Genomic DNA, 23,048 nt, shown 5'->3' with positions numbered 1-23,048 from the left:
CATATGTCCTATTTTATGACACTTTGTGTACTCTGCTTACTTTTTTCTTCTGCTACCCCTACTTATTGAGCCGATACTAGAAAATCATCCAGAGATAGTTTACATCGACAGGGCGCTAGCGAATTTGCGATGCCACAATCTGCCTAAAAACGAAATTAATTGCCCTTCTGTAGGGTGTTCTGTTTTTTTAAGTTTATCTACTTAGTTGTACTGTTTTCTTTTCGCGCAGCTTCTCCCTCGCCCCACTGCTTGAGAAGGGCGGACAAGATTCGGGTTTGAAGTTCCTTGATGAGTGGACGGATTTAGGATATCTGGAGTCTGTGGTGGCCAACATTCATATAAGTGCTACGATGATCGCAGAATGTGATAAATTTACTCTTGCTCTACTTTCAACAGTACAATTAGTAGAATTTATGACGGCTTCAACCCTCACGATTGTCCCCCATTATCAAAGCAGTAGGACTCTCAATAATAATAATAATAATAATAATAATAGATTTTGAAAATCGCTCGCGCCGAATGCACCCGCTCAATATATCTCCAGGTAGATGCGCGATCCTTGATTTTATTATATAAGTATTAATATAATAAAAATAAAAATTTATCATCATAAAATTTATTCAAACAGCAAGATAGGCGGTAGAATAAATGATTAATAAAAATAAATTCAAAAAATGTAAAGCTCAAGCTGATATGGATGCTGAAGGCAAGCAACAAAACAATCAAAACGAGTTATTTCCCGTTGTCGGAATAGGAGCCTCTGCGGGTGGATTGGAAGCCTTTACCGAATTACTCAGGCATTTGCCGATCGATACGGGCATGGCGTTTGTAATAATCCAGCATATGTTGCCGACTCAGGAAAGTGTGTTGAGTGAGCTCCTGGCTCGATCGACCCAGATGCCCGTGCATGAAATAACAGATGGGATGCCCGTAGCACCGAATCATGTCTACGTCATCCCCCCGAATGTCAGCATGACCATCGATCGAGGGGTGCTGAAGCTAACGCCTCGCGGCAGAGCACGCGGGATATTTATGTCCGTCGATATTTTTCTGGTTTCCCTCGCCGCAGAACGCGGGAACCAAGCCATCGGAGTCGTTTTGTCCGGGGGCGACGGCGATGGTGCCCAAGGATTAAAAGCGATTAAGGCTGCAGGCGGTATTACTTTTGCCCAATGTGAAGGATCGGCACAAGTCAGCAGTATGCCGAACACTGCGGTGGCTACGGGTCAGGTAGACTTTATCTTGACACCGGAAAAAATTGCCGAGAAAATAGCAGAGATCAGCCGTCATCCCTACATGGCCGATCGACCTGCGACAGACTCAACCACCAGCGAAGATGCGATCGAAAGTAAAGATGCGATCGCCACCATCTACAGGTTGCTGCGCGCGGCTACAGGAGTTGACTTTACTCACTACAAACAAACCACCTTGAAGCGGCGGATGCAGCGGCGGATGTTGCTGTACAAGCTGGAACGGATCGAGGATTATGCCGAATATCTCCAAAACACCCCGACAGAAGTAACGGCGCTTTATCACGATATCTTCATTCATGTCACCAGCTTTTTCCGCGACCCCGAAAGCTTTGAGGCCTTAACCAGCAATGTTTTTCCCGAAATCGTTAAAAATAAATCGTCGAAAACACCGATCCGAATTTGGGTGGCCGGCTGTTCAACCGGTGAAGAAGCTTACTCGATCGCCATCTGCTTGTTAGAGTTTTTAGCAGATCGAGGTACGGATCTGCCGATTCAGCTTTATGCGACCGACATCAGCGAAAATGCGATCGCCCATGCGCGCCGCGGCTTTTATACGTCAGCCCAAGTCGCGGATATTTCATCCCAACGCCTGCATCGGTTCTTTGTGCAAGTCGAGGGCGGATACCAAATCGCTCACTCGGTGCGCGAACTCTGCGTTTTTGCTAAACAAAACCTGATCGGCGATCCGCCGTTTTCCCGGATGGATTTGATCTCCTGTCGGAACGTGCTGATCTATCTGGGCCCGCCGTTGCAGAAAAAGGTGCTGCCAATTTTTCACTATGGGCTTCGACCCGCGGGCTTTTTGCTGTTAGGCACTTCGGAAACGGTTGGTGAGTTTTCAGAATTGTTTGCGGTATTAGACAAAAAGAGCAAAATTTATACTAAAAAACTGCTGTCGCATTGGCTAAGCATGGATTTAACTGCTAGCAACTATCCTGCGACAGCCATCAACTTTCCACCGCAGCAGGCGGAAAGCTTAAACGAAATGGAAATCGAGAAACAGGCCGATCGCATTGTTTTGAATGACTATGCGCCTGTCGGCGTCGTAATTAACACAGCCAGGGAGATTCTGCAATTTCGAGGACAGACGAATCCCTACCTAGAACCGTCTCCCGGTAGGGCTAGCTTGAATTTGCTGAGAATGGCAAAAGAAGGATTGCGCGTCGAACTCCGCACTGCAATTGAACAGGCCTCCCAGCAGCAGTTGCCGATCGAACGTACCGGCTTGAAAATTAGAGAAAGCGAGATCGTGCGCCTCGTCAGAATTAATGTGATTCCATTCCCAACAGGCGCTGTAGCAAAAAACTATTTTTTAGTTTTGTTTCAAGATGAGGCGCCGATCCCTGCAATGCCTGCTGCTGCAAACGATGGTAGAGTCAACTTCCATGCTTTAGATGGTGAAAGTTTGGAGATTGCGAGGCTGCAAGAAGAACTCAAAAACACCAAAGACCACCTGCAATCGATCATCCAAGAACATCAAGCCGCTAACCAAGATTTGATAGCCGCCAACGAGGAGATTTTGTCGAACAACGAAGAGTTGCAAAGTACAAATGAGGAACTCGAAACCGCAAAAGAAGAGATTCAGGCAACCAATGAAGAACTAAACACGATTAATGACGAATGGCAGCGGCGCAATATTGAATCAACTCGGGTGACTAACGATTTACAGAATCTGCTCAGCACCATCAATATTCCGATCCTGATGGTGGGAGGCGACCTGCGAATCCGCCGGTTTACTCCCGCAATCGAAAGCATCTTCAACTTGATTTCTAGCGATGTCGGGCGCTGTGTGAGCGACATCACTCACAAGTTGATAGTGCCGGAGTTAGAGCCAATGATTGTAGACGTGATCCGTACCCTCCATTGGAAAGTTCAGGAGGTTCAAGATCGAGAGGGTCGTTGGTTCGATCTGCATATTCGACCGTATCGGACGATCGACCACAAGATTGATGGGGCTGTGGTGATGTTGGTGGATATCCACGATCTCAAAGTCAGCGCCCAGCAGTTGATGGAAGCGAAAAATTACGCCGAAACGATCGTGGAAACCGTGCGGGAACCGTTGCTAGTGCTGGATCTAAACCTGCAGGCGATCACCGCCAACCGTTCTTTCTACGAGACGTTTCAGGTGCAGCCGATCGACACTGAGCAACACTCAATCTTCGATCTCGGTAACAGACAGTGGAATATTCCCAAGTTGCGATCGCTCCTAAAAGAAATTCTGGCCGGAAAGACCGAGTTTCACGATTTTGAGGTCGAGCATGACTTTGAGCATATCGGGCATAAAATAATGCAGCTCAATGGCCGCAAAATGCCTCCGATGGGTGATACACAGATGATTCTGTTGGCGATCGAGGATATCACCGAGCAAAAACAGTTGGAGACAGAACGCAGCCTCCGGATTCAAGAACAATTGGCTCGTGCGGCTGCTGAGGACGCCAACCGCATCAAAGATGAGTTTTTGTCCGTCCTCTCTCACGAACTGCGGACGCCGCTCAATGCGATCATTGGCTGGACACAGTTGCTGCGCCTGAAAAAATTTGACCAGGCTAAAACCGAGGAGGCGCTAAAAACGATCGAGCGCGCCGCCAAAGCACAAAACCAGCTCATCGATGACATCTTAGACGTTTCGCGGATTACCACAGGCCAGTTTCACCTCAACGCTTCTGAAATTGAGCTGAATCCACTGGTTAAAAATGCGATGGAGGTGGTTCGTTTGGCAGCAGAAGCGAAAAATCTTCAAATGGAATCCAAGCTAACTTCTTTAAGACTAAACGTATTGGGCGATCCAAGCCGTTTACAACAGGTAGTGTGGAATCTACTTTCAAACGCGATTAAATTCACCCCAGCCGGAGGAAAAATTGAAATCGCATTAGACTACATTGATGGCATGGCTCAAATCCAAGTTAGCGATACTGGTAAGGGCATTCACCCTAATTTTCTCCCCTATGTGTTCGATCGCTTCCGTCAGGCGGATAGCAGTTTCTCTCGCAGAGAGTCTGGATTGGGGCTAGGACTCTCGATCGTCCGTCATTTAGTAGAACTCCACGGCGGTACTGTTAATGCAGAAAGTTCAGGTGAGGGACAAGGGGCAACGTTTACCGTGAGGTTGCCGATACGAACAGAGATCCCATGATTGTTGACTGTTGACTGTTGACTGTTGATTGTTGACTGTTGACTGTTGACTGTTGACTGTTGATTGTGATATCAATTCCGGTAGCATCGGAATAGTAAAATCCAGTCAACAGTCAACAATTCCCGACGGTACAACCGGAATTGATCTAATTCATCTGCGTTATATCGTTTCCGGTTGCATCGGAATAATAAAATCGAGTCAACAGTTAACACTTAACCATTAAGTTTTTCGACCCCGACTCATACCAATTTTTTATGAGGCTGCATAGAATCTGATCCCCCCTAACCCCCCTTAATAAGGGGGGGACAAGATTCTTCTCAAAGTGGGTCTTCTTAAGGGGGATTTAGGGGGATCGAGATATGTGCAACTTCACATTAAATTGGTATCAACAGTCAACAGTCAACAATAATTCCGGTGCAACCGGAATTGATATTAATCTGTGTTTATCTGCCTGTATCTGCGGTGAAAAAAAGAGAATGTATTAACCGCAAATGAGAAGGGATTGACGCTGATTCACGCAGAGGTCGAGAATAGATATAGGAATAATTCCGATGCTAACAGATGCGATATGAGTCAAAAAAGTGAAAATTGCGCCTTATATTTGTTGACAGCTTGATTCGACTTTATCAGGAAGATGAAGATGGGATTTGATATCATTCCGGCGCAACCGCAAGTGATATTATTTCTAATAATATCTCCTGATCGAATATTGTTTCCGGTTGCATCACAATAATAAAATCGAGTCAACAGTCAACAGTCAACAGTCAACAGTCAACCCTCAACACTCAACAGTCAACAGTCAACAATGATGCCGCTGGAACCGGAATCGATATAACTATTTACCAACCTGAACCTGAGCGCCATCCTTAAGAAAACCAGCGCCAGTAACAACCACGCGATCGCCCGCCTTCAAACCCTTTTTAATCTGTACCTTAGCAGCAGTCAAATCGCCCACCGCACCCCCGGAAATTTCCCCGAGTTCCACAGGTTGAGCCTGCACCTTGTCCTGGCCCACAAGTTTGTAAACAATAGAACTGCCGTCAGGTTGCGGCACAATAGCTTTAGCGGGCACTTTCAAACCTTGAGCCGTTGCAGTCGAAATGGATGCGCGCAAAAACATTCCCGATCGCAAAAACTCGCTTGCCGGCAAATCAATTTTCACCGTAGCTTGCCGATTTTGCGGGTCAACTAGCGGCGAAATATCTCGCACAGTTCCTGACAACTTAATCCGCTTGTCAGAATCCGAAGTAATTTGCACTGCTGTTCCCGGCCGCACTCGCGAAACTTGAGTTTCCGGCACTTTCAATTGCAGTTCCAGCTTGTTGCCGCGAATAATCGAAAAGAGTTTTTGACTTCCCGAAGAAACATCGCCAACTCGACCAATTCTTTCAGCCACAGTGCCGCTATCGGGCGCTCGAACAATTGTTTGTTCTAGTTGAGTTTGTAACTGTTTGACTTGGGCATCATTGCTGCGGACACTTGCTGCGTTATTTCCGACATTTGCTCTCGCACTGCTGACACTCGCTCCGGCCGTATTCACTTTTGCACGAGCGCTGGCGAGGGCTGCTCTAGCCGTACTAATATTAGCTTCAGCAGTAGCTACTTTAGCAAGAGAAGATTGCACTTCTTCCGCTGCTTTATTCTGTTCTTGCAAAGCTGTATTCAAGTCAGCTTTAGCTTTGTTCAAGTCTTGAACAGCAGTCTGCCGCTCTGTCTTGCGTCTTTCTAAATCTTGCTGACTAATTACTCCCTGAGAAGCCAAACCTTGGGTGCGATTTACTTCTCTTTGAGCTTGATCTAATTTAGCCTGAGCGGAGGCAATGCCGGCTTTAGCTTGAGTGACACCGGCTTTAGCTTGTTCCACACCGGCTCTTGCCTGCCCGACGCCTGTTTTGGCTTGCGCTGCGTCAGCGATGGCTTTTTCAACGCCAGCTTGGGCTTGAGCAACGCCGGCTTGGGCTTCTTGTTGGGCTGACTGAGCTTGCTGTACCTGAGCTTCGGCTTGTTCTACCGTAGAATTGGCCGATTGTACTCCCGCCAGCGCTTCGGCAATTTGCGATCGTAGTACCGAATCGTCCAAAACCGCCATCGTCTGACCTTTTTCTACCGCATCCCCTTCATTCACCAACACCTGCTTGATTTGCAAACCGTTGGCTTGTGGCAGCACCGGCAGCAAGTCATAGGCGGCCACGGTGCCTATGGCTTCCAAAGTTTCACCCACCTGGGCAGATTCCACAGGCGCCACTGTCACCGTCGGAGCCGCCGCCTGCTGGTTTACCGATGGAATTGGAGCGGCAGGACGCGAACTCTGATTGCCCCCTGTGAAGTGTACTGCTAGCAGCGTTGCAGCTACGCCAACCCCTGCGCCCGCCAACAAGGCCGGCCACCTGATTTCTTTGCGGGGCCCAACTTCAGTTGCTTCTGGTTCCCAAACCTGTTCCTGCTCGATTTCTGGAACTTCCAGCGCAACTTCTCGTTCATCTTCCTCAGCGGAGAATTGCCAGCGAGAGTTGTCTGAGACTTCACTTTCAGCTACATCCACTGCTGAGATCCTGTCGCGCCCGCTCTCTACGGGGGAAAGGGGTTGCTTTTCTTCGGCTTCTGAAAAAACTTTATTAGTCACGGTAGTTCCTCTCGCCAGTATGAGCCTTTCCTTTTTTTTTTATATTGTAAAGAAAGATTACGATATTATTTAGTTCATTTTAGCCGAGGGTATCTGGAGTAGCGCTTCCTCCTTTTGGGTGAGTATGGCGCCGTTTCACCCTACAATGGCGATTTTGATTAACTGTCGATCGAAGTTTGTTCGATCGAGATTTAATTTGATCTGCCTCTGGGGCATACTGAATATTAGCGTGATTGGCGATCGTGGGGGCGATCGGGCTGGCATTGTCTCTCCCCAAGTGGCTTGGCCGTCACCTATCTATCAATGCTCACAAAAGTCAGTCTAATCTTGAACTGATTATTCCTAATCTATACTGTCATGTGTTTACTGTATAATACGGCACATCTGCTGAAAAAGTTGTGCCACTTTATTTAAAAAAAATCCAAATGAATAGTCTCTTTTCTCCCCTCCAACAGTTTCTAATTACTTGGCTGCTAGTGCTAGTGACGGGATGGTTTACCCTAACTGCTGTCAGTTATGTTGGGGAACTGGTCAGCATTTTAGTAACTGCGGGACTCGTTGCATTTTTATTAAATTATGCAGTAAAAAGACTGCAAGTATTTTTGCCCCGGGGAGTAGCTGCGGCGCTGGTTTATTTAACTGCGGGTGTGATAGTAGTAGTAATCGGTGTAACTATTGTGCCGCCGGTGTTCAGCCAAGCGAGGCAGTTGGGGGTGAGGTTCCCGGAATTGCTGGAGTCGGGGCGGCTGCAGCTAGCTGAATTTCAAGCCTGGAGTGCCGAGCGCAATTTACCGTTTGACGTGCAAATATTGGAGCAGCAACTGTCAGCTAGAGTCCAGGGAGAAGTCCAGGCGATCGCCGGTACGGGTTTAGGCTTAGTTGTCGGTACTTTTAACTGGTTTTTGGACTTAATTTTTATTGTCGTGATTTCTTTTTATATGCTCCTAGACGGGCAAAGAGTGTGGCAGGGTTTGACCAGCATTTTTTCCCCAGACATTCGCTATGTTTTAACAGAGACTTTGGAGCGAAACCTCCAGCGATTTGTATCGGGACAGTTATTGCTGGGACTATTTATGGCTATCTCGCTAACTCTGGCTTTTTGGTGGCTGCAAGTTCCGTTTTTTCTGTTATTTGCCGTGTTTATAGGATTGACGGAAATAATTCCGTTTATTGGAGCAACCTTGGGAATTGGCACTGTTAGTATAATTGTAGCGTTTATTGATTGGTGGCTGGCGCTGCAAGTGTTGGTAGTGGCGATCGGTCTCCAGCAAATCAAGGATAATTTAGTAGCTCCCCGAATCATGGGCAATCTCACCGGATTGAGTCCGGTAGTTATTTTCACAGCTTTGCTGTTAGGAGGCAGAGTGGGAGGATTGCTAGGAGTTATCCTGGCAATTCCGCTAACTGGGGTAGTAAAAAGTATAGTAGAAATTGTACTCAATCCCAAATTGCCGCCCCAAACAGGCTCGTTTTTCTACAATCCTTTTAGCGGCGAGGAATTGGGGAAAATACCAGACGATGAAACTAGAATAATATTGGTCGGAGATGAACAAAAGTAGTCTAATTTTTGTAGTAAGTAATTCAGTTATGAAAACTGTTATAAGTCAGGAATTAACTTTTGGCTGCTGAGTCCATTAAGAACAGACTAAAGTTTCTACAAAGAACTTTAGTCTTTATTACTAACCCACTTAAAATCTCAAACCTAAAAACTTATGAACTGGTGGCAAAATCTTAGAAACAATCCTCTAGCTCGGTTGGGAGCCGTGCTACTGTTGATTTTTTATACAGTTGCGCTTTTGGCCGAATTTGTGGCACCTTACGACCCCTACGACTCTCAATTAAACGGTTCATTGCTGCCACCGACTCAGATTTATTTAAGCACCCAAGATGGCCGCTTTATTGGGCCCCACGTTTATCCGACTACTCAGGGCCCGGTGGATGCTAATACCGGTGCTCGTGAGATAATTGTAGACTGGCAAAAACCCTCTGTTCTCGGTTTGTTTGTCAAAGGTTCCCCCTATAAATTTTTAGGATTTTTGCCTTTCGACAGGCACCTGTTTGGCACTACAGGAGAAGGCCAAATTAATCTTTTAGGTACGGACGAACAAGCTCGCGATCAATTCAGTCGCTTAGTACACGGCAGCAGAATTAGCCTCAGCATCGGTTTAGTAGGAATAGCCATTTCTTTTCCCTTGGGATTGTTTATCGGAGGCATATCTGGTTATTTCGGCAGTTGGATTGACAGTATTTTAATGCGTTTCGCCGAAGTATTGATGACGATTCCCGGTCTTTATTTATTAGTAGCGCTAGCAGCAGTATTGCCACCGGGATTGACAAGTGCTCAGCGATTTATATTGATTGTGCTGATTACTTCCTTTATCAGTTGGGCGAGTTTAGCGCGGGTGATTCGCGGCCAAGTTCTCTCAATTAAACAACGAGAATTCGTGCAAGCGGCGCGGGCAATGGGCGCCAATCCAATTTATATTATTGTCCGCCACGTTTTGCCACAAACTGCTACTTATGTAATTATTTCTGCTACTTTGTCTGTTCCGGGTTTTATTGTGGCGGAGTCGGTTTTGAGTTTAATTGGCTTGGGAATTCAACAGCCCGATCCTTCTTGGGGAAATTTGCTATCCCTGTCTACTAATGCTTCGATTTTAGTGTTGCAGCCTTGGTTGGTTTGGCCTCCGGCGATACTGATTATTTTGACTGTTTTGGCCTTTAATTTATTGGGGGATGGGTTGCGGGATGCTCTCGATCCGAGAAGCATTCAAAGGTAATTGGGAGTTAGTAATTTCTAGTTTTCAGGCATAGCCGGTGTAACAGTTACGCCCCGTAATTTTGCAGATTAACCGGCAAGCGAATGGTGAAAGTAGAACCAACACCCTCCTGACTTTTTACTGAAATATTGCCGCCCATCATGAGGCAAAAACGCTGGCTGATTGCCAATCCCAAACCGGTGCCGCCGTACTTGCGGGTGGTGGAAGCGTCTGCTTGGGTAAAGGGTTGGAAAATTTGCTGCAACTGGTCGGGAGTCATCCCAATTCCTGTATCTATACAATTAACAACTAAAAATTCTTTACTGGCCATTGAAGATTGAGAACTTGCCGCAGGTTCAGAAGTGTTTTCTTTTTTTGCTTCGCTGGTGTCGCCCGCAATTTTTTCTCGGCTGGCTGTGAGGGTAATTGTACCGTTTTGAGTGAATTTGGCGGCATTGCTCAGCAAATTTAATAAAATCTGCTGCACTTTCGTAATGTCACCGTGCATAGTGCCGATATTCGTAATTCGATCCAAGTTGAGAGTGTTGCCGTTTTTTTCAATTAGCGGCGCGGCGGTGGAGGCGACTTCTTCAATCAAGGCGGCGATGTCGAAGGTTTCTAAGTAAAGATCCATGCGGCCGGCTTCGATTTTAGAAATGTCGAGAATGTCGTTAATTAGCGATAGCAAGTGTCTGCCGGAAGTGCGAATTTTGTCTAAATCTGGGGTGAGTTCATCGTAACCCAATTCTGCGGTTTCTTCTTGGAGCATTTCGCTGTAGCCGATGATGGCATTCAGAGGTGTTCGCAGTTCGTGGCTCATGTTTGCTAAAAATGCGCTTTTTGCGGTGGAAGCGGCTTCGGCTGCTTCTAGGGCGAGTTGCAAGGCGGATTCAAAGACTTTGCGATCGCTAATATCCTCGACGCTGCCTTCATAGTAGAGTACCTTGCCGTCGGCGTCGCACACTGCACGCGCGCTTTCGGAAATCCAAATTACACTGCCGTCAACGCGGTAAACTTCTGACTCAAACCCCGAAATTTCTCCGACTTCTTCCATCACCCGCATAAACTTGTCGCCCTGTTGAGGATTGACGTAAGCTTGCTGTCTGATGTTTGTGAGATTTGATGTTAATTCTTCGGGACTGGCGTAGCCGTAGATGCGCGCTAAAGCAGGATTTACGCTCAAGAAACGACCTTCGGGGGTTCTTTGAAAAATGCCTTCGACGGCATTTTCAAAGATGCTGCGATATTTTTGTTCTGCTTGACGCAAAGCGATTTGTGTACGATCGCGCTCGCTGGCTTCGATCGCCAATGATACTAAATCTGCCAGGGAAGCAGCAAAATTTTGTTCTTCTAATGTCCAGTTGCGAGTAGTCCCCACTTGTTCGATACAGATGACTCCCACTGTTTGTCCGCCGAGGCGCACTGGCGCGTCTAAGGTAGAAGTAGTGCCAGCGTGTGAAAAGTAAGATTCGGCAAATTCTCTAGTTCTAATATCTGAGAGAGCGTCCTCGGCTGCGATCGTCCGGTGTTCTTCCAAAGCTTGAAAATAAGCTGGATAGTCTGCTGCTGCGAGTTCATTACCCTGGGAATGCTGGTGGTTGCTGCGGCTAAATTGGTCGAGACATTGCAGTTTCGACCGACTCTCATCATACAGCCACGCGCCAGCTTTTTCTGTCTGTAGGGTATGAGTTGCTGCTTCGGTGATTTCCCTCAAAGCTACTTGCAAATCGCCTCGATACAGCGCTTTATTTCTTGCCAGTTCTACCAAAACCGTATTTTGTTTGAGCAATTGTTTTTGCCTTTGGCGTCGCGCCGATTCGGCTCGCTTCTGTTCGGTAATGTCGCGGATTACGCAAATTACGGATTCTTCTGAAAGCGGTGAAATGCTGGCGGCAAAACAAACTTCGCGGTCGTCAATGGTTAAATCGTACTCGATGCTGACAGTTTGCTGAGTATCTAAAGCTGCTCGGATGTGGTGGATAAAATTGTCGGCTGTAGCTTGCGGAAACACCTCTGTGACTGTTTTGCCCACTAATTCTTCGGCTGGTTTGTAGAGGAGAGAAAGATTTGTGGGCGCAATTTTTAAATAGCGGCCGCTGGCGTCCACAACTATAATTAATTCGTTCATAGCTGCGAACAAAGCCCGCAATTCTGCTTCGGCAGCTTCGAGTTCGGCAGTCCGCTCTGCTACTCGCTGTTCTAAACTAGAGTTGGTTTGTTCTAGGGCAATAAAAGACGATCGCAATTGTCGGGCCATTTGGTTGAAAGACTGAGCTAGAAGGCCGAGTTCTTTGACGCCTTGAACTTCGACTTCGCCGTTTAATTCTGCGGAGGTGAAGTCGGATGATTCGGACATTTTTGTTAAAGCTTTGGAAGCTTGCAACAATCGGGTAATCGGTTTGACAACCCAGCGAGAGGTGAAAATTCCGAGTGCGATCGCCAGTAAGAAGGCAAAAAAGCACAATAAGATAGTGGTGCGAGTGTTGGCGTTAATTTGCTCCATAAAGTCTGCTTCCGGGATTGCGACTACAATCAGCCAATCGAGGCCACGACCGTCTTGCAGGGGAGCAACGGTAATGAATTGACGTTTGCCGTCTATCTCGAAGGTAAACTGTCCTTTGCTGTCAATGCGTTCAAAACTACCAAATCGTTTTTGCAAATATGTGGAGGCCGATCGAATTAGCAAATTTTTGCTCTGTGTCGCCAACAGCCGTTTTTGTCCGTCTTTGTCGGTGACAAAGGGCAATTCGTCTGTGGAACTGGCGACTATTTGGCCGCTGCGTTCGATCGCGAAAATTTGTCCCGACGGGCTAATTTTGATGCTTTTGAGAAAATCGCTGATTTGAGAAAGAGTCAGGTCAATTGCCAATACCCCCCGCAGGTTTCCTGTTTCATTGTAAATAGGCATCACCGGCGTAATCCCCAGAACTGGCGGGGCTGCGAAGACGTAGATGGGAGACCAAGTGGCTTTACCTGACTTTTTGGCAGCTTTGTACCACGGTCTAGTACGGGGGTCATAGAACACGGTTTGGATTAGCTCAGTGCGATTTCCTTGGCTGTCCAGGCGATAAATTTGGCGGTTTGGAGCGGTTGATTCGTCTCTGATGTATACTAAGTCTTCTGCTTCTCGCCTGAGCAAGAGGAATTTGCCCTGTTCGTCGCCGTAGTAGATGGTTGTAGTTCGATCGCTCAGCTTGGTCTGGTTCCACAAATAGCGCTCTAAGTTGGGGAAGTCTTCCGGGTCTATGTTTCCAGAGGCGATCGCAGCACTATTCATTTGCAGGAATAAATGAGACACATCCCCAAAACTGCGGAAATTTTCTTTAGTCCTCGCTGCGACTTCCAAGCTTAACCTCGTAGCAAGGTCATTGACGGCTTTCTGGCCGTTGCGAAACGAAAGCCATCCAGTCACGCCGACTGCTACGGAGATTTGCACCACCAGCGGTATCAACAAGACTAGGCTCAGTGACATCTTGGGGGAGCTTTTCATCAGACAACTGTTCAGACTTTTCAATAACATCAATATTCTGACACCTACCGAGTTTGCCGATCGTTTGTCGTTTAAAAGATGCCCTAGATATAAGTTACAAAATTGTACAGCAATAGTGAAGTGCGGTAGCCGATCGCTCAAAACGGGGCTGAGGTTTCCACCGCTACTGTAAAAAATTGTAATATTAATCATGCCACTACTTGCGTGAATGTGGCGATCTCTCTGGGGACTCGCGGCCCAAAAGTCACACCAGGTTAGAACAAATGCAATTGTAGACCCGCGATCCAACCCTGGTTGTCATCAGTCATTCCCAATTATTCAATTCTTTAATCTAAAATTTAAAATCTCAAATCTAAAACTGTATCAGTTCCTCCTGGCGCAGATGCCCCACCTTACCCCTGCTTAATAAAAATTTGATTTTCATTTTTTCTACAGAACCAGGACAAATGTAAATTCTGTGACAATCGGGTGTTAAAAAATTTGCTATTAATAAGATAAGCCGCCAAAATCCCGTAGCGTAGCGGGGCCTAAGCCATCGACTACAAAGAGGATAATTGAAGCATCTGCATTTCATCAACGCCAGCAAAGTAAAGCGTTTTTGGCTTTTTTGGACGACTCCTGTGAGCGATCGGGGCTTCGATCACTCAAGCACTGAATTAGGGCTGCGTGACCTTGAGGGGTTTTATATTTTTGAGTTAGTTAATAAAGAATTGTGAAATAATCAAGGGATAACCAATGACTGCACCTGACCTCATGCTAAAGTTTTGGTGGGAGTTGAGGGCGATCGGCGATGAGTGATTGCGAATGTTAGCTGGCTTCGCTCCTGAGTTAGGGCTGGAAAAAAATTAAGCTTCTGAGAGTTTAGTGCCAAAAATCATAATAAGCAGTCACCATAACTTTTTCTGTTTCTTATAAAAGGATAAAACTGATAATCATGAGCAACTTTAACCAGTTTGTGATTAAATCTAAAAGATGTATGCGTGTTGGCTTAAGCAAAATCAGGATACAAATAAAAACTTCTATAATCAAAAATTTGGGCAATGAAAACTTATATTTTTGTCCCTGTTGTGGTCATTATTTGACTAAGTTTATTGACTGGAGTGATAGCTATCGCAATGTTATTTGTCCTTATTGTGATTCGCAGCCAAGACACCGCTCTCTGACATTACTGCTTAATGAAAAGTCTAACTTAGACTTAAATAAACCAATTAAAATGCTACACATAGCACCTGAAAGTAGCTTAACCAAAAAATTTGCTTGTTCAGAAAACATTGAATATATAACCGCCGATCTTAATAATTCATCCGTAGATGTCCAACTCGATCTCACCCAGATTCCCTATGATGATAATACCTTTGACGTAATTATCTGTAACCATGTTTTAGAACACATCTTGGATGATAGACAAGCAATGAGAGAACTTTTACGAGTTCTAAAACCCAATGGATGGGCTTCTTTACAAGTGCCAATTGCCTCGGAGCGAGAAAAAACTTTTGAGGATGCTACGATTACATCACCGGAAGATCGCTTACGCAATTTTGGACAAGAAGATCATGTTAGATGGTACGGACGTGATTATCCCGATCGTCTAAAAGAAGTAGGATTTAGTATAACCATAGAAAATATGGCTCAATCATTAAGTTCGGAAAAAGTTGAACAATATGGCTTAAGAAGTGAAGAAGACTTATATTTTGGTACGAAAGCACAGTAATGTGTTAAGTATACTTTTTCTATATAAGAGAATCTTGCTGCCTAATGTAATAAATAGGTTTGGTGGCATAAAATGCTGCAACCATAATATCGATAAATACTTCTGGTTAACGAACCTGATTGCAAAATACTCTATCTAAATTTTTAGGACTTACGCAGAAGAGCAATTTTTATACTATTTGTGGGGGTAAGATTCGCAATCCTCACCCTACAGATAGTGTCGGTGCGTAAGTTTTGTTGTTGTTTCTGCGTTATTCGTTTTGAGAGTGCTAATCTTTGAGAACTTACGCAACTGGCTAACTTAAATCAACTTGTATGGTGCGTCAGCTTTTCGTTATAGGGCAGGGATTGAGGGCTTGGGATAGTAGAGCAGCTTACTAATTGTGACACGTTTGCCTTCGTCCTATCGAATTTTAAATTTTTCTACAGTGCCAGGACAAATGTAAATTCTGTGACAATCGAGTGTTAAAAAATTTGCTATTAATAAGATAAGCCGCCAAAATCCCGATCGAACAAAGAGGATAATTGAAGCATCTGCATTTCATCAACGCCAGCCAAGTAAAGCGTTTTTGGCTTTTTTGGACGATCGACATTTTGGCAAAATAATACTTCTGGAGGATGACATGAACTATACATTTGAAATCCTGGGCGTATCACCAACTTTAACATTTTTTAACCAGCAGCAGGAATTGCTGAAACAACAGGAGCCGTCGGGTGTAGAATACTTGGGAAACTGGAAGTGCACTCTCGATGCGTTTGTGGCATCCGTGGAGACAGTTTCTCCTTACCGGGGCTGGGATGTCGATCGAGTTGTAGACACCGTGATTAGTTTCTGGATGAACAACTCCGATAGCATCCAGTATTGGAGGCATAGGCTGGAGGATGCCGGCAGCGAAAACTTGTTAGTAGCCAGAGTAGGCGATATCAAGTCTTTGCAAGCCGCCTTTGAATCGCTGCTGGGCGAATAGGAAAATCGCCAATTGCGAAAAAGTTGATCGACTTTTTCGCAAAAATCAACTCAACTTTCTATTCGCAATTCCCAATTCCCCTGATTCGCGGCACGGAAGTCGCAGATATAAAATATCTGTTTTTTCCAGCTTCTAGCTTCCATCTGCCTGATGTCTTCAACATCTGGCTAATGACTAATGACTTCGCAATTGGCAATTCCCAAATATTATGTCTCGTTCCAAAGCCCTGCAATCTTATATTTTTGTCCGCTTGCTCCTCGCACCGCTAATGTTGTGGACAATCACCACAGCAGTATTTTTGTTGCTGCGGGCCACTCCGGGCGACCCCATAGATGCCATTCTCGGCTCGCGAGCTCCCGCAGGCGCCAAAGAAGCAATGCGAACTCAACTCGGCCTCGACGCACCCCTGTGGCAGCAATATCTCAAATACATGAAAGACTTGTTGAGCTTCGACTTGGGAACCTCCATCACCACTCGCGGACAAACCGTGTGGCAAATTATCGGCGACTATTTCCCGGCTACAGTGGAATTAGCAGTTTGTAGCATGGCCATAGCTTTAATTGTCGGCATCAGTATCGGTTCCCTAGCAGCATCCCGCCCCAACACTATTTTCGATGCTGTCGGCCGTTTGTTTGGCATTATCACTTACTCGCTGCCTGCTTTTTGGGCTGGTATGGTTTTGCAATTGATTTTCGCAGTGCAGTTGGGATGGTTTCCCTTGGGAACTCGCTTTCCCGTGACATTCCCCGCCCCCGAAGGCTACACAGGACTCTACACGATTGACAGTCTCCTGAGCGCTAACCCTGGTCAGTTTCTCACATCTTTGCATTATTTGGCACTTCCGAGTTTGACCTTGGGCATTCTTTTGAGCGGCATTTTCGAGCGCATTGTCAGAGTGAATCTCAAGCAAACTTTGCAAGCAGATTATGTCGAAGCAGCTAGAGCTAGAGGCATTCCCGAATTGCAGATTTTATGGGCTCACGCTCTGAAAAATGCACTAATTCCGGTGATTACTGTCTTAGGATTGACTTTTGCTGCACTGTTGGGCGGTGCTATTTTAACAGAGGTTACTTTTTCTTGGCCGGGGTTGGCAAATCGCCTTTACGAAGCGATTAGCTTGCGGGATTATCCAACTGTTCAAGGTATTGTGGTGTTTTTTGCGGCAATTGTCGTAATTGCCAGCATTGTAATTGATATTTTGAATGCTTACGTTGACCCGCGAATTCGGTACTAAAAATATTAAGGAAGAAGGGCAACGGATGCGCGACTATGCCACTTTCGGCTTTTTCTACCTGTACTTTCTGCCTTCGCGAGATGTTGCAGCCAGCGGTGGCCCTGTAGAAGCAGTTGTCAAAAAGATCGATCGGCTTTTAGAGTGACGACACTTGGCAATTTATGGGCAATACTGGAGAAAATAAAATTATACATTTGAGGAAACGCTGATGAGATTATTGCGAACAATCGCCGCTCTATCGGCGGCCTTGACCCCACTGATGGCTGAAGCTGCCTTTAGCCGTCCCATGCCGGGAACAGCCGACTTTCCCAGAGCCTCAAACCCCCAAGTAAATGTGCCGGTTTGCTTCATCGAAACCCGAGGCGGCACAACTTTTGATTTAGTCAGCTTGTGCGGCAGCAATGCTGCTCCCCAAAATACTGCTCCGGTTGCGGGCAACCCCGCCAATGCTCCTGCAAATAACCCCAATGGAGGTGCTCCGCCTGCTCCCCCGAACCCCAACGCCATCACCGTAGATGGTGCCGGCACGCCGATAACTACTCCTGCAGGCACGGCAAATCCCAACAATCAGAATAATCAGAATCCGGGAACGGCCCCCAATACCAATCAGAATAATCAGAATCCGGGAACTGCGCCCGCAGGTACTCCCAATAATGCCAATCCGGGAAGTTCACCGAGTACCAATCCCAATAATCTCAATCCGGGAAGTTCGCCCTATACCACTCCGAATAATAATGCCAATCCGGGAACTTCGCCGAATACCACTCCGAATAATAATGCCAATCCGGGAACTTCGCCGAATACCAATCAGAATAATCTCAATCCGGGAAGTTCGCCCTATACCACTCCGAATAATAATGCCAATCCGGGAAGTTCGCCGAGTACCAGTCCCAATAATAGTGCGTCTCCCACGGGTGGAACTGCTGGCGACAGCAACGGCGATTTAGTTCCCACTCCCAATCTCAATCTTCCGAGAGTGCCGCCGAGTTCCTTTGGCCCCGGAGGTGTGGCACCGACTAGAGATGCGATTGATGGCCCCCGCCAGTAATAGGCGAAGTGCTAGAACTTTCATCACAGAAACCGGGTTTCTCTGAAACCGTCTCTTTTTTAGGGATTGTTCACCCGCGAGAAAGCCGGAATATTTATTTGCCTGCGTAATATTGATGTCAGGTGCGATCGGCATATTTTGTAGCAGAGTAGCCAAATAAAAGTTAAGCTAAGAACTTGTAGACGCTATCGACCAAGCACTCTTTCAAAACTGGACAACCAGGTAGAAGCAGTGAGAAATAGCCAGCTTTAATCCGTAACAGGATTAGTTATCAGCAAAGGTTAAAGTTATTACCAGGCGGGTGCTCGCCAGCTCCAAGTTCTCAAGCTAAACCATTCAACAGGCATATTTTTGTTAAGCCAGTGTGGTTTGGAAAGTACCGGCTGATAACATTAGCCAGACAAAATTAACCCGATTATTCCGAGGCTCTTCATGAGCAAAATATTTGTTTTAATAAATTGGAACAAAATTGCTCTAGACCCGATCGCACTTGAGGAGGACACCTAGTGTCAAACTTAGTTCAACGCTTAGAAATAACCGCTCATCCGCAACTAGAAAAATCCCTCGGCTATCGAGGAGATAGTCGCTGGGTAGCTTGGCGCTGGGAACCCGATATCGACCAACTTATTTCCAGCGACGGCAAAACAGTCGGCACTGGCAATAATATGGCTTGGCTGGTGTTTTTGCAGCACGATTTAGTCGATCCTGCGCTACAAGAGTACAACCTCGGCGAGGGCGATCGCTACTGGCTGCTTTTAGACACCGAAACTAGAAATCTCTACGTCGGCGAAGGGAAAACTGTTCAAAGTTTGCTCGAACAGCCGGAAAGTTTAGGTTTATTGGCTTGTCTCGATGGCGGCAATGCCGATCGAGAAACTGGTGAGAATTGGCAGCAAACCCTATCTCAACTAACAGCCAAACCAGTTGTTCGCAACCTCACAAATGCCCTTCCTTTCGGTATCGCGGCCGCTTTGATAGGTGCTTTAGGAATCGGAACCGGATTGTGGGTAGTGCCAACTGTGCAGCAGAAACTAGCCGAAAAAACAGCTTTTATTTCCCCAATTAGTTCTGGCGCCAACTGCGGGCTTGGCGGTTCCGACGATTTTTCAGGTTATATCGGTTCCTCAAGCGGAAACAAAGAACTTCATTTAATAGGCGTTTACGAAGCCAATGCGGATCACAAGAACCGAGATTTCTCAAAAAGTGCGATCGAAGTCAAAGTAGAACGCCGAAACAAGCCAATAATTCTCGCGCTTTCAGCTTATGAACCCGTGCAATGGAACATTACCGCAGAACCGGGCGCAGTTATCGAAAAAATCATCGTTAACGGATACCACAACCAAACTGTTTCAGGAGTTTCGGGAATTCCGGTAGAAGAGCACAGCTACGAAGAAACCGGAGACAATCTCGGCGACTTTATCTACAAGTGGGATGCTACCCCTGGGAGTTCCAATACTTCCTCCCTGGTGACTAAATTGGAACAGAGAAACCGCACCAGTTTAGCTTCTTTTCAAGGATGCTACAGAGGTAAGAACTTTAGTATTAATTGACAGCAGCGACAGAGGGCGATAAGTTATACGATTTTCGATCTTAGATAGGGAATAACTGATTCGATATGGGTTTGGAACTTGTTACAGTTCCGTTCTTTTTTTTTACTGGGGTTAAAACCTATCCCCCTAAAATCACACAACCCGCGCCGGCGGGTTTTTTATTGAGAGTTAAACTTATTTGCACCTCTATGGTATGATATCCGGTGGCGCGATCGCCAATTCCCCATTCTAACAATACTAATATATTGGCTATGAAATACTGGCACGAAACGCTCGCAGTAGCACAGCGGATTTTAATTGAATTGGGGAGGCGGCGGCGCAGCTTAGTATTGTGGAGTATTTTTCCAGTTTCTATCTTGCTAATTAACGGTTTAATTTTAAAAGAACGCGCTAATCTCAGCACAGCAAAAGCCTTTGAAGTTGCTGCACCTGCAAGCTTAGTAGGAGCGGCTTTATTTTTTAGCTGTCTCGGTGGTAGCGTAGCAACAGTAGTAGCAGAGCGAGAACAGCATACCCTCAAACGCTTGTTTATTTCCCCGCTGAGCGGCACTTCCTACTTTTTAGGAATTTTCCTGGCCCACAGTTGCATCGGCATCGGTCAGGTAATTTTAGTATACACGATCGCCTCTTTTTTAGGAGCACAATTCCAAGGCTCTATTCTGCTAGGATGTGCGATTATTCTGCTCAGTATTGTATCTTATGTAGGTGTAGGCTTTATTCTCGGCACCCAGTTTGCGAGGCGCACTGAAGATGTCAACTCGCTAGTAGCAGCTTTCGGCGTCCCCTTGTTGATTTTAGGAGGCGCATTTTTGCCTACTTCGCTCTTTCCCCAAAGTCTGCTAGAACTCGCCCAGTACAATCCAATTTATCACATGAACGAAGCGCTGATGGGCGTGTGGGCTGACGGCAAAGATTTGGCTGATATTGCCGAACACTTTTGGTATTTATTCATATTTTCTATTGCCATGATTGCAGGTGGGTGGCTTTCTTACCGCAGGATGCTGAGAGTAGAAAGAAGACTTTAAAACTATTTCATTATGTCGTAATTATTCATCTCTCTTTTTTCTGACTCAGCGCCCTCTGCGCTCTCTGCGGTTTAATCGTTTAGAAACAACCGTAAATATATAAAATAATACGGAGAATTAAAGCAGTGCTGCAAATTGAAAAGCTAAATAAGTCCTATGGCGAGCGTTCAGTGCTTAAAGATTTAACACTGCACATTCAATCTGGAGAAATTTACGGTTTGCTCGGGCCAAACGGGGCGGGAAAAACTACAACTATCAATATTTTATGCAATTTGCTAAATGCCGACAGCGGTCAAGTTTCTATTAATGGCGAACCTGTTTCCGAAGCTACCAAATTATTAATAGGTGTAGCGCCCCAAGAAAATTTGCTTTACAAAAGCCTTAGCTGCGAGGAAAACCTCAACTTTTTTGCTCAAATTTACGGCTTAGAGCGCAAGCAGCGGCGCTATCAAGTAAGACACTGTTTGAAAGCAGTAAATTTGACAGATAGAGCTACAAGCCCCGTGGAAACTTTGAGCGGAGGAATGCAGCGCCGTTTGAATATTGCGATAGCATTGGTACACCAACCTAAATTAGTAATTTTAGATGAACCGACAACGGGTTTAGATATTGAGGCTCGCTATGAAATTTGGGAGTTAATTCAGCGCTTGCAATCGGAAGGAATTACAATTTTGCTGACAACTCATTTGTTGGATGAAGCTGAGCGTCTTTGTCAGAAAATTGGGATTCTGAAAAATGGCAGTATTGTCGCTGAGGGCAGTTTGGAGGAGTTGCAAAAACTGATTCCGGCTCAAGAAATTATCGTGGTAAAAACCGACGAAGAAGCTGAAGTCATCGCCCGCGCTAAAAAATACAGTTTCATCCCCCGTCGCTACGGTAGCGATTTAGCTTTTTGGCTGCCGGAACGTTTAGAATTAAAAGAGATTATTTTGCTGTTCGACGGGATTTCTATTGACTCAATCGCTCGGTATCCGGTGCGATTAGAACATATTTATGTCGAAGTCACCAAACAAACTGCATCTTAATCTGCGTTCATCAGCGTACATCCACCACCATCTGCAGTTAAAGTTCCAAAGTAATTAACTGAGCAATTTCTTCTGTTTGAAAACCCAACGCCATCGGCTTATGCACTGCCGGAATCACCTGCACATCATAGAGTTCCGTAACAATTCCTTCAAAGCGCAACCAGTGAACGATCGCCCCCGTAGTCAAATCAATCACCATCATACCACAGCGAGCCTCAGCATCCTTGGCTACCAACAACTCATCCAATTCTAAACCGCTAAAAGTGTTGTCACCACCCCTCGGTTTCGAGAGTCCCACAATAGCCCAATTTTGCCAAAAAGCCAGTCCTCGCACATATCCCGGACAAAACGTAATTGCCTCAAATTTCCCTGTGTCTAAATCCACATAACCCAATTCTCCCCGCCCCGAATTCAGCAACCACAACTTGTCTTGATACCAGCGCGGTGAGTGCGGCATTGACAATCCTGTGACGATAATATCATTAGATTCGATATCAATAACTATACCGCCATTTTTTCTGCGATCGCGCCAGCCATCCACCACATCCGACTGACTCGATGCTGTGACATATTTCGGCTCCCCAGCCACCATCGCCAAACCGTTGAGGTGACAGCGGTCTTCATTGATGTATTGTGAGATAAATTGCGGTTTCCAGAGAGGTTTGCAACTGTGGCGATCGCTCACTGTAGCGATACAATTAAACAAAGTGCTAATAAAAAGGATTTGATTATTTTTATCGACAGCGATATCGTGAATGTCGATATCGCCTGTAGTATAGCCGATTCTTGGTATATATAATTTATCGTATCCTTGGTATACTTTCCCGACTTCTAAGACATTATCTAATTGCCAAAGTTGATATTTCGAGCTTAAATAAAGGCGTTCCGGCGTGCAGAAAAGCCCCATAGCGCGATCGAATATTCGCCAAAAAGCGGAGATTCTGTTCGTTTCTGGCACAGCACCGATTAACATTAACCTGCTGGTTTGATAAGTAGTGCAAGCGAGGCTGATTTGTTGTTGAGTTAACCAAGATGGCAAATCGCGATCGCCAAAAATCTCATGTTCGTAGGTTGTGTTGCAATTTGTGCGATCGTCATTATTCATAGAATCACTGAGTGTAATTGCCTAAAACAATAATTTCATAAGCCCGTCGCCACGCCAGGGTAAATCGCTTCGGCTTTGGATAATTCGTGTAAAATTACCTATAAAATTATAAAGATTTGTACATC

At 45.8% G+C, this 23,048-nt stretch carries 15 protein-coding genes; 11 read left to right on the top strand and 4 right to left on the bottom strand.

Features of this window, described 5'->3' with window-relative positions:
• The first annotated feature begins 648 nt into the window (after nt 1-648).
• On the top strand, nt 649-4,386 hold the full coding sequence (locus tag QUA62_RS10505) for a chemotaxis protein CheB (RefSeq protein ID WP_333403812.1): 3,738 nt from the start codon (nt 649-651) through the stop codon (nt 4,384-4,386).
• An 835-nt stretch (nt 4,387-5,221) separates the two neighbouring features.
• On the opposite strand, the gene QUA62_RS10500 is transcribed toward QUA62_RS10505, so the two are convergent.
• Both QUA62_RS10500 and QUA62_RS10495 read right to left on the bottom strand, forming a co-directional pair.
• Complete coding sequence (locus QUA62_RS10500) at nt 5,222-7,009, bottom strand: efflux RND transporter periplasmic adaptor subunit (RefSeq protein ID WP_333403811.1); 1,788 nt, start codon at nt 7,007-7,009, stop codon at nt 5,222-5,224.
• Nucleotides 7,010-7,088: 79 nt separating this feature from the next.
• Complete coding sequence (locus QUA62_RS10495) at nt 7,089-7,286, bottom strand: hypothetical protein (RefSeq protein ID WP_333403810.1); 198 nt, start codon at nt 7,284-7,286, stop codon at nt 7,089-7,091.
• Nucleotides 7,287-7,434: 148 nt separating this feature from the next.
• Between QUA62_RS10495 and QUA62_RS10490 the strand changes: the two genes are divergently transcribed.
• A complete protein-coding gene (locus tag QUA62_RS10490) occupies nt 7,435-8,568 on the top strand; it encodes an AI-2E family transporter (RefSeq protein WP_333403809.1) in 1,134 nt (377 codons plus the stop codon).
• Nucleotides 8,569-8,721: 153 nt separating this feature from the next.
• Nucleotides 8,722-9,789 (top strand): ABC transporter permease, encoded by a 1,068-nt coding sequence (locus tag QUA62_RS10485; protein ID WP_333403808.1) that lies wholly within the window; start codon nt 8,722-8,724, stop codon nt 9,787-9,789.
• Between the two features lie 46 nt (nt 9,790-9,835).
• Here the strand turns inward: QUA62_RS10485 and QUA62_RS10480 are convergent, their stop codons facing one another.
• Nucleotides 9,836-13,258: a PAS domain S-box protein gene (locus tag QUA62_RS10480; protein ID WP_333403815.1), complete on the bottom strand. Its 3,423-nt coding sequence runs from the start codon at nt 13,256-13,258 to the stop codon at nt 9,836-9,838.
• A gap of 934 nt (nt 13,259-14,192) precedes the next feature.
• Between QUA62_RS10480 and QUA62_RS10475 the strand changes: the two genes are divergently transcribed.
• From QUA62_RS10475 to QUA62_RS10440, 8 genes are all read left to right on the top strand, one after another.
• The gene (locus tag QUA62_RS10475; protein ID WP_333403807.1) at nt 14,193-14,969 is read left to right on the top strand and encodes a methyltransferase domain-containing protein; all 777 of its coding nucleotides are present in this window, start codon (nt 14,193-14,195) and stop codon (nt 14,967-14,969) included.
• A 622-nt stretch (nt 14,970-15,591) separates the two neighbouring features.
• Nucleotides 15,592-15,936, top strand: coding sequence for a hypothetical protein (locus QUA62_RS10470; RefSeq protein WP_190663046.1), 345 nt, complete (start codon nt 15,592-15,594; stop codon nt 15,934-15,936).
• 208 nt (nt 15,937-16,144) lie between these two features.
• The gene (locus QUA62_RS10465; RefSeq protein ID WP_333216861.1) at nt 16,145-17,170 is read left to right on the top strand and encodes an ABC transporter permease; all 1,026 of its coding nucleotides are present in this window, start codon (nt 16,145-16,147) and stop codon (nt 17,168-17,170) included.
• On the top strand, nt 17,139-17,315 hold the full coding sequence (locus tag QUA62_RS10460) for a hypothetical protein (protein ID WP_333403806.1): 177 nt from the start codon (nt 17,139-17,141) through the stop codon (nt 17,313-17,315). Before QUA62_RS10465 ends, QUA62_RS10460 begins: the two co-directional genes overlap by 32 nt.
• 63 nt (nt 17,316-17,378) lie before the next feature.
• The gene (locus QUA62_RS10455) at nt 17,379-18,218 is read left to right on the top strand and encodes a hypothetical protein (RefSeq protein WP_333282378.1); all 840 of its coding nucleotides are present in this window, start codon (nt 17,379-17,381) and stop codon (nt 18,216-18,218) included.
• A 506-nt stretch (nt 18,219-18,724) separates the two neighbouring features.
• Nucleotides 18,725-19,768, top strand: a complete 1,044-nt coding sequence (locus tag QUA62_RS10450; RefSeq protein ID WP_333403805.1) for a hypothetical protein — start codon at nt 18,725-18,727, stop codon at nt 19,766-19,768.
• A gap of 251 nt (nt 19,769-20,019) precedes the next feature.
• Nucleotides 20,020-20,793: an ABC transporter permease gene (locus QUA62_RS10445; protein WP_333403804.1), complete on the top strand. Its 774-nt coding sequence runs from the start codon at nt 20,020-20,022 to the stop codon at nt 20,791-20,793.
• 125 nt (nt 20,794-20,918) lie between these two features.
• The gene (locus QUA62_RS10440) at nt 20,919-21,818 is read left to right on the top strand and encodes an ABC transporter ATP-binding protein (RefSeq protein ID WP_333403803.1); all 900 of its coding nucleotides are present in this window, start codon (nt 20,919-20,921) and stop codon (nt 21,816-21,818) included.
• A 37-nt stretch (nt 21,819-21,855) separates the two neighbouring features.
• Here QUA62_RS10440 and QUA62_RS10435 read toward each other — a convergent pair whose 3' ends face one another.
• The gene (locus tag QUA62_RS10435) at nt 21,856-22,923 is read right to left on the bottom strand and encodes a TIGR03032 family protein (protein ID WP_333403802.1); all 1,068 of its coding nucleotides are present in this window, start codon (nt 22,921-22,923) and stop codon (nt 21,856-21,858) included.
• Between the last annotated feature and the right edge of the window lie 125 nt (nt 22,924-23,048).

It is taken from the genome of Microcoleus sp. MON1_C1, from assembly GCF_036701945.1.
Lineage (GTDB): Bacteria > Cyanobacteriota > Cyanobacteriia > Cyanobacteriales > Microcoleaceae > Microcoleus.
Note: the sequence above shows the minus strand (reverse complement) of the source record. Positions and strands in the feature narration are given on the sequence as shown.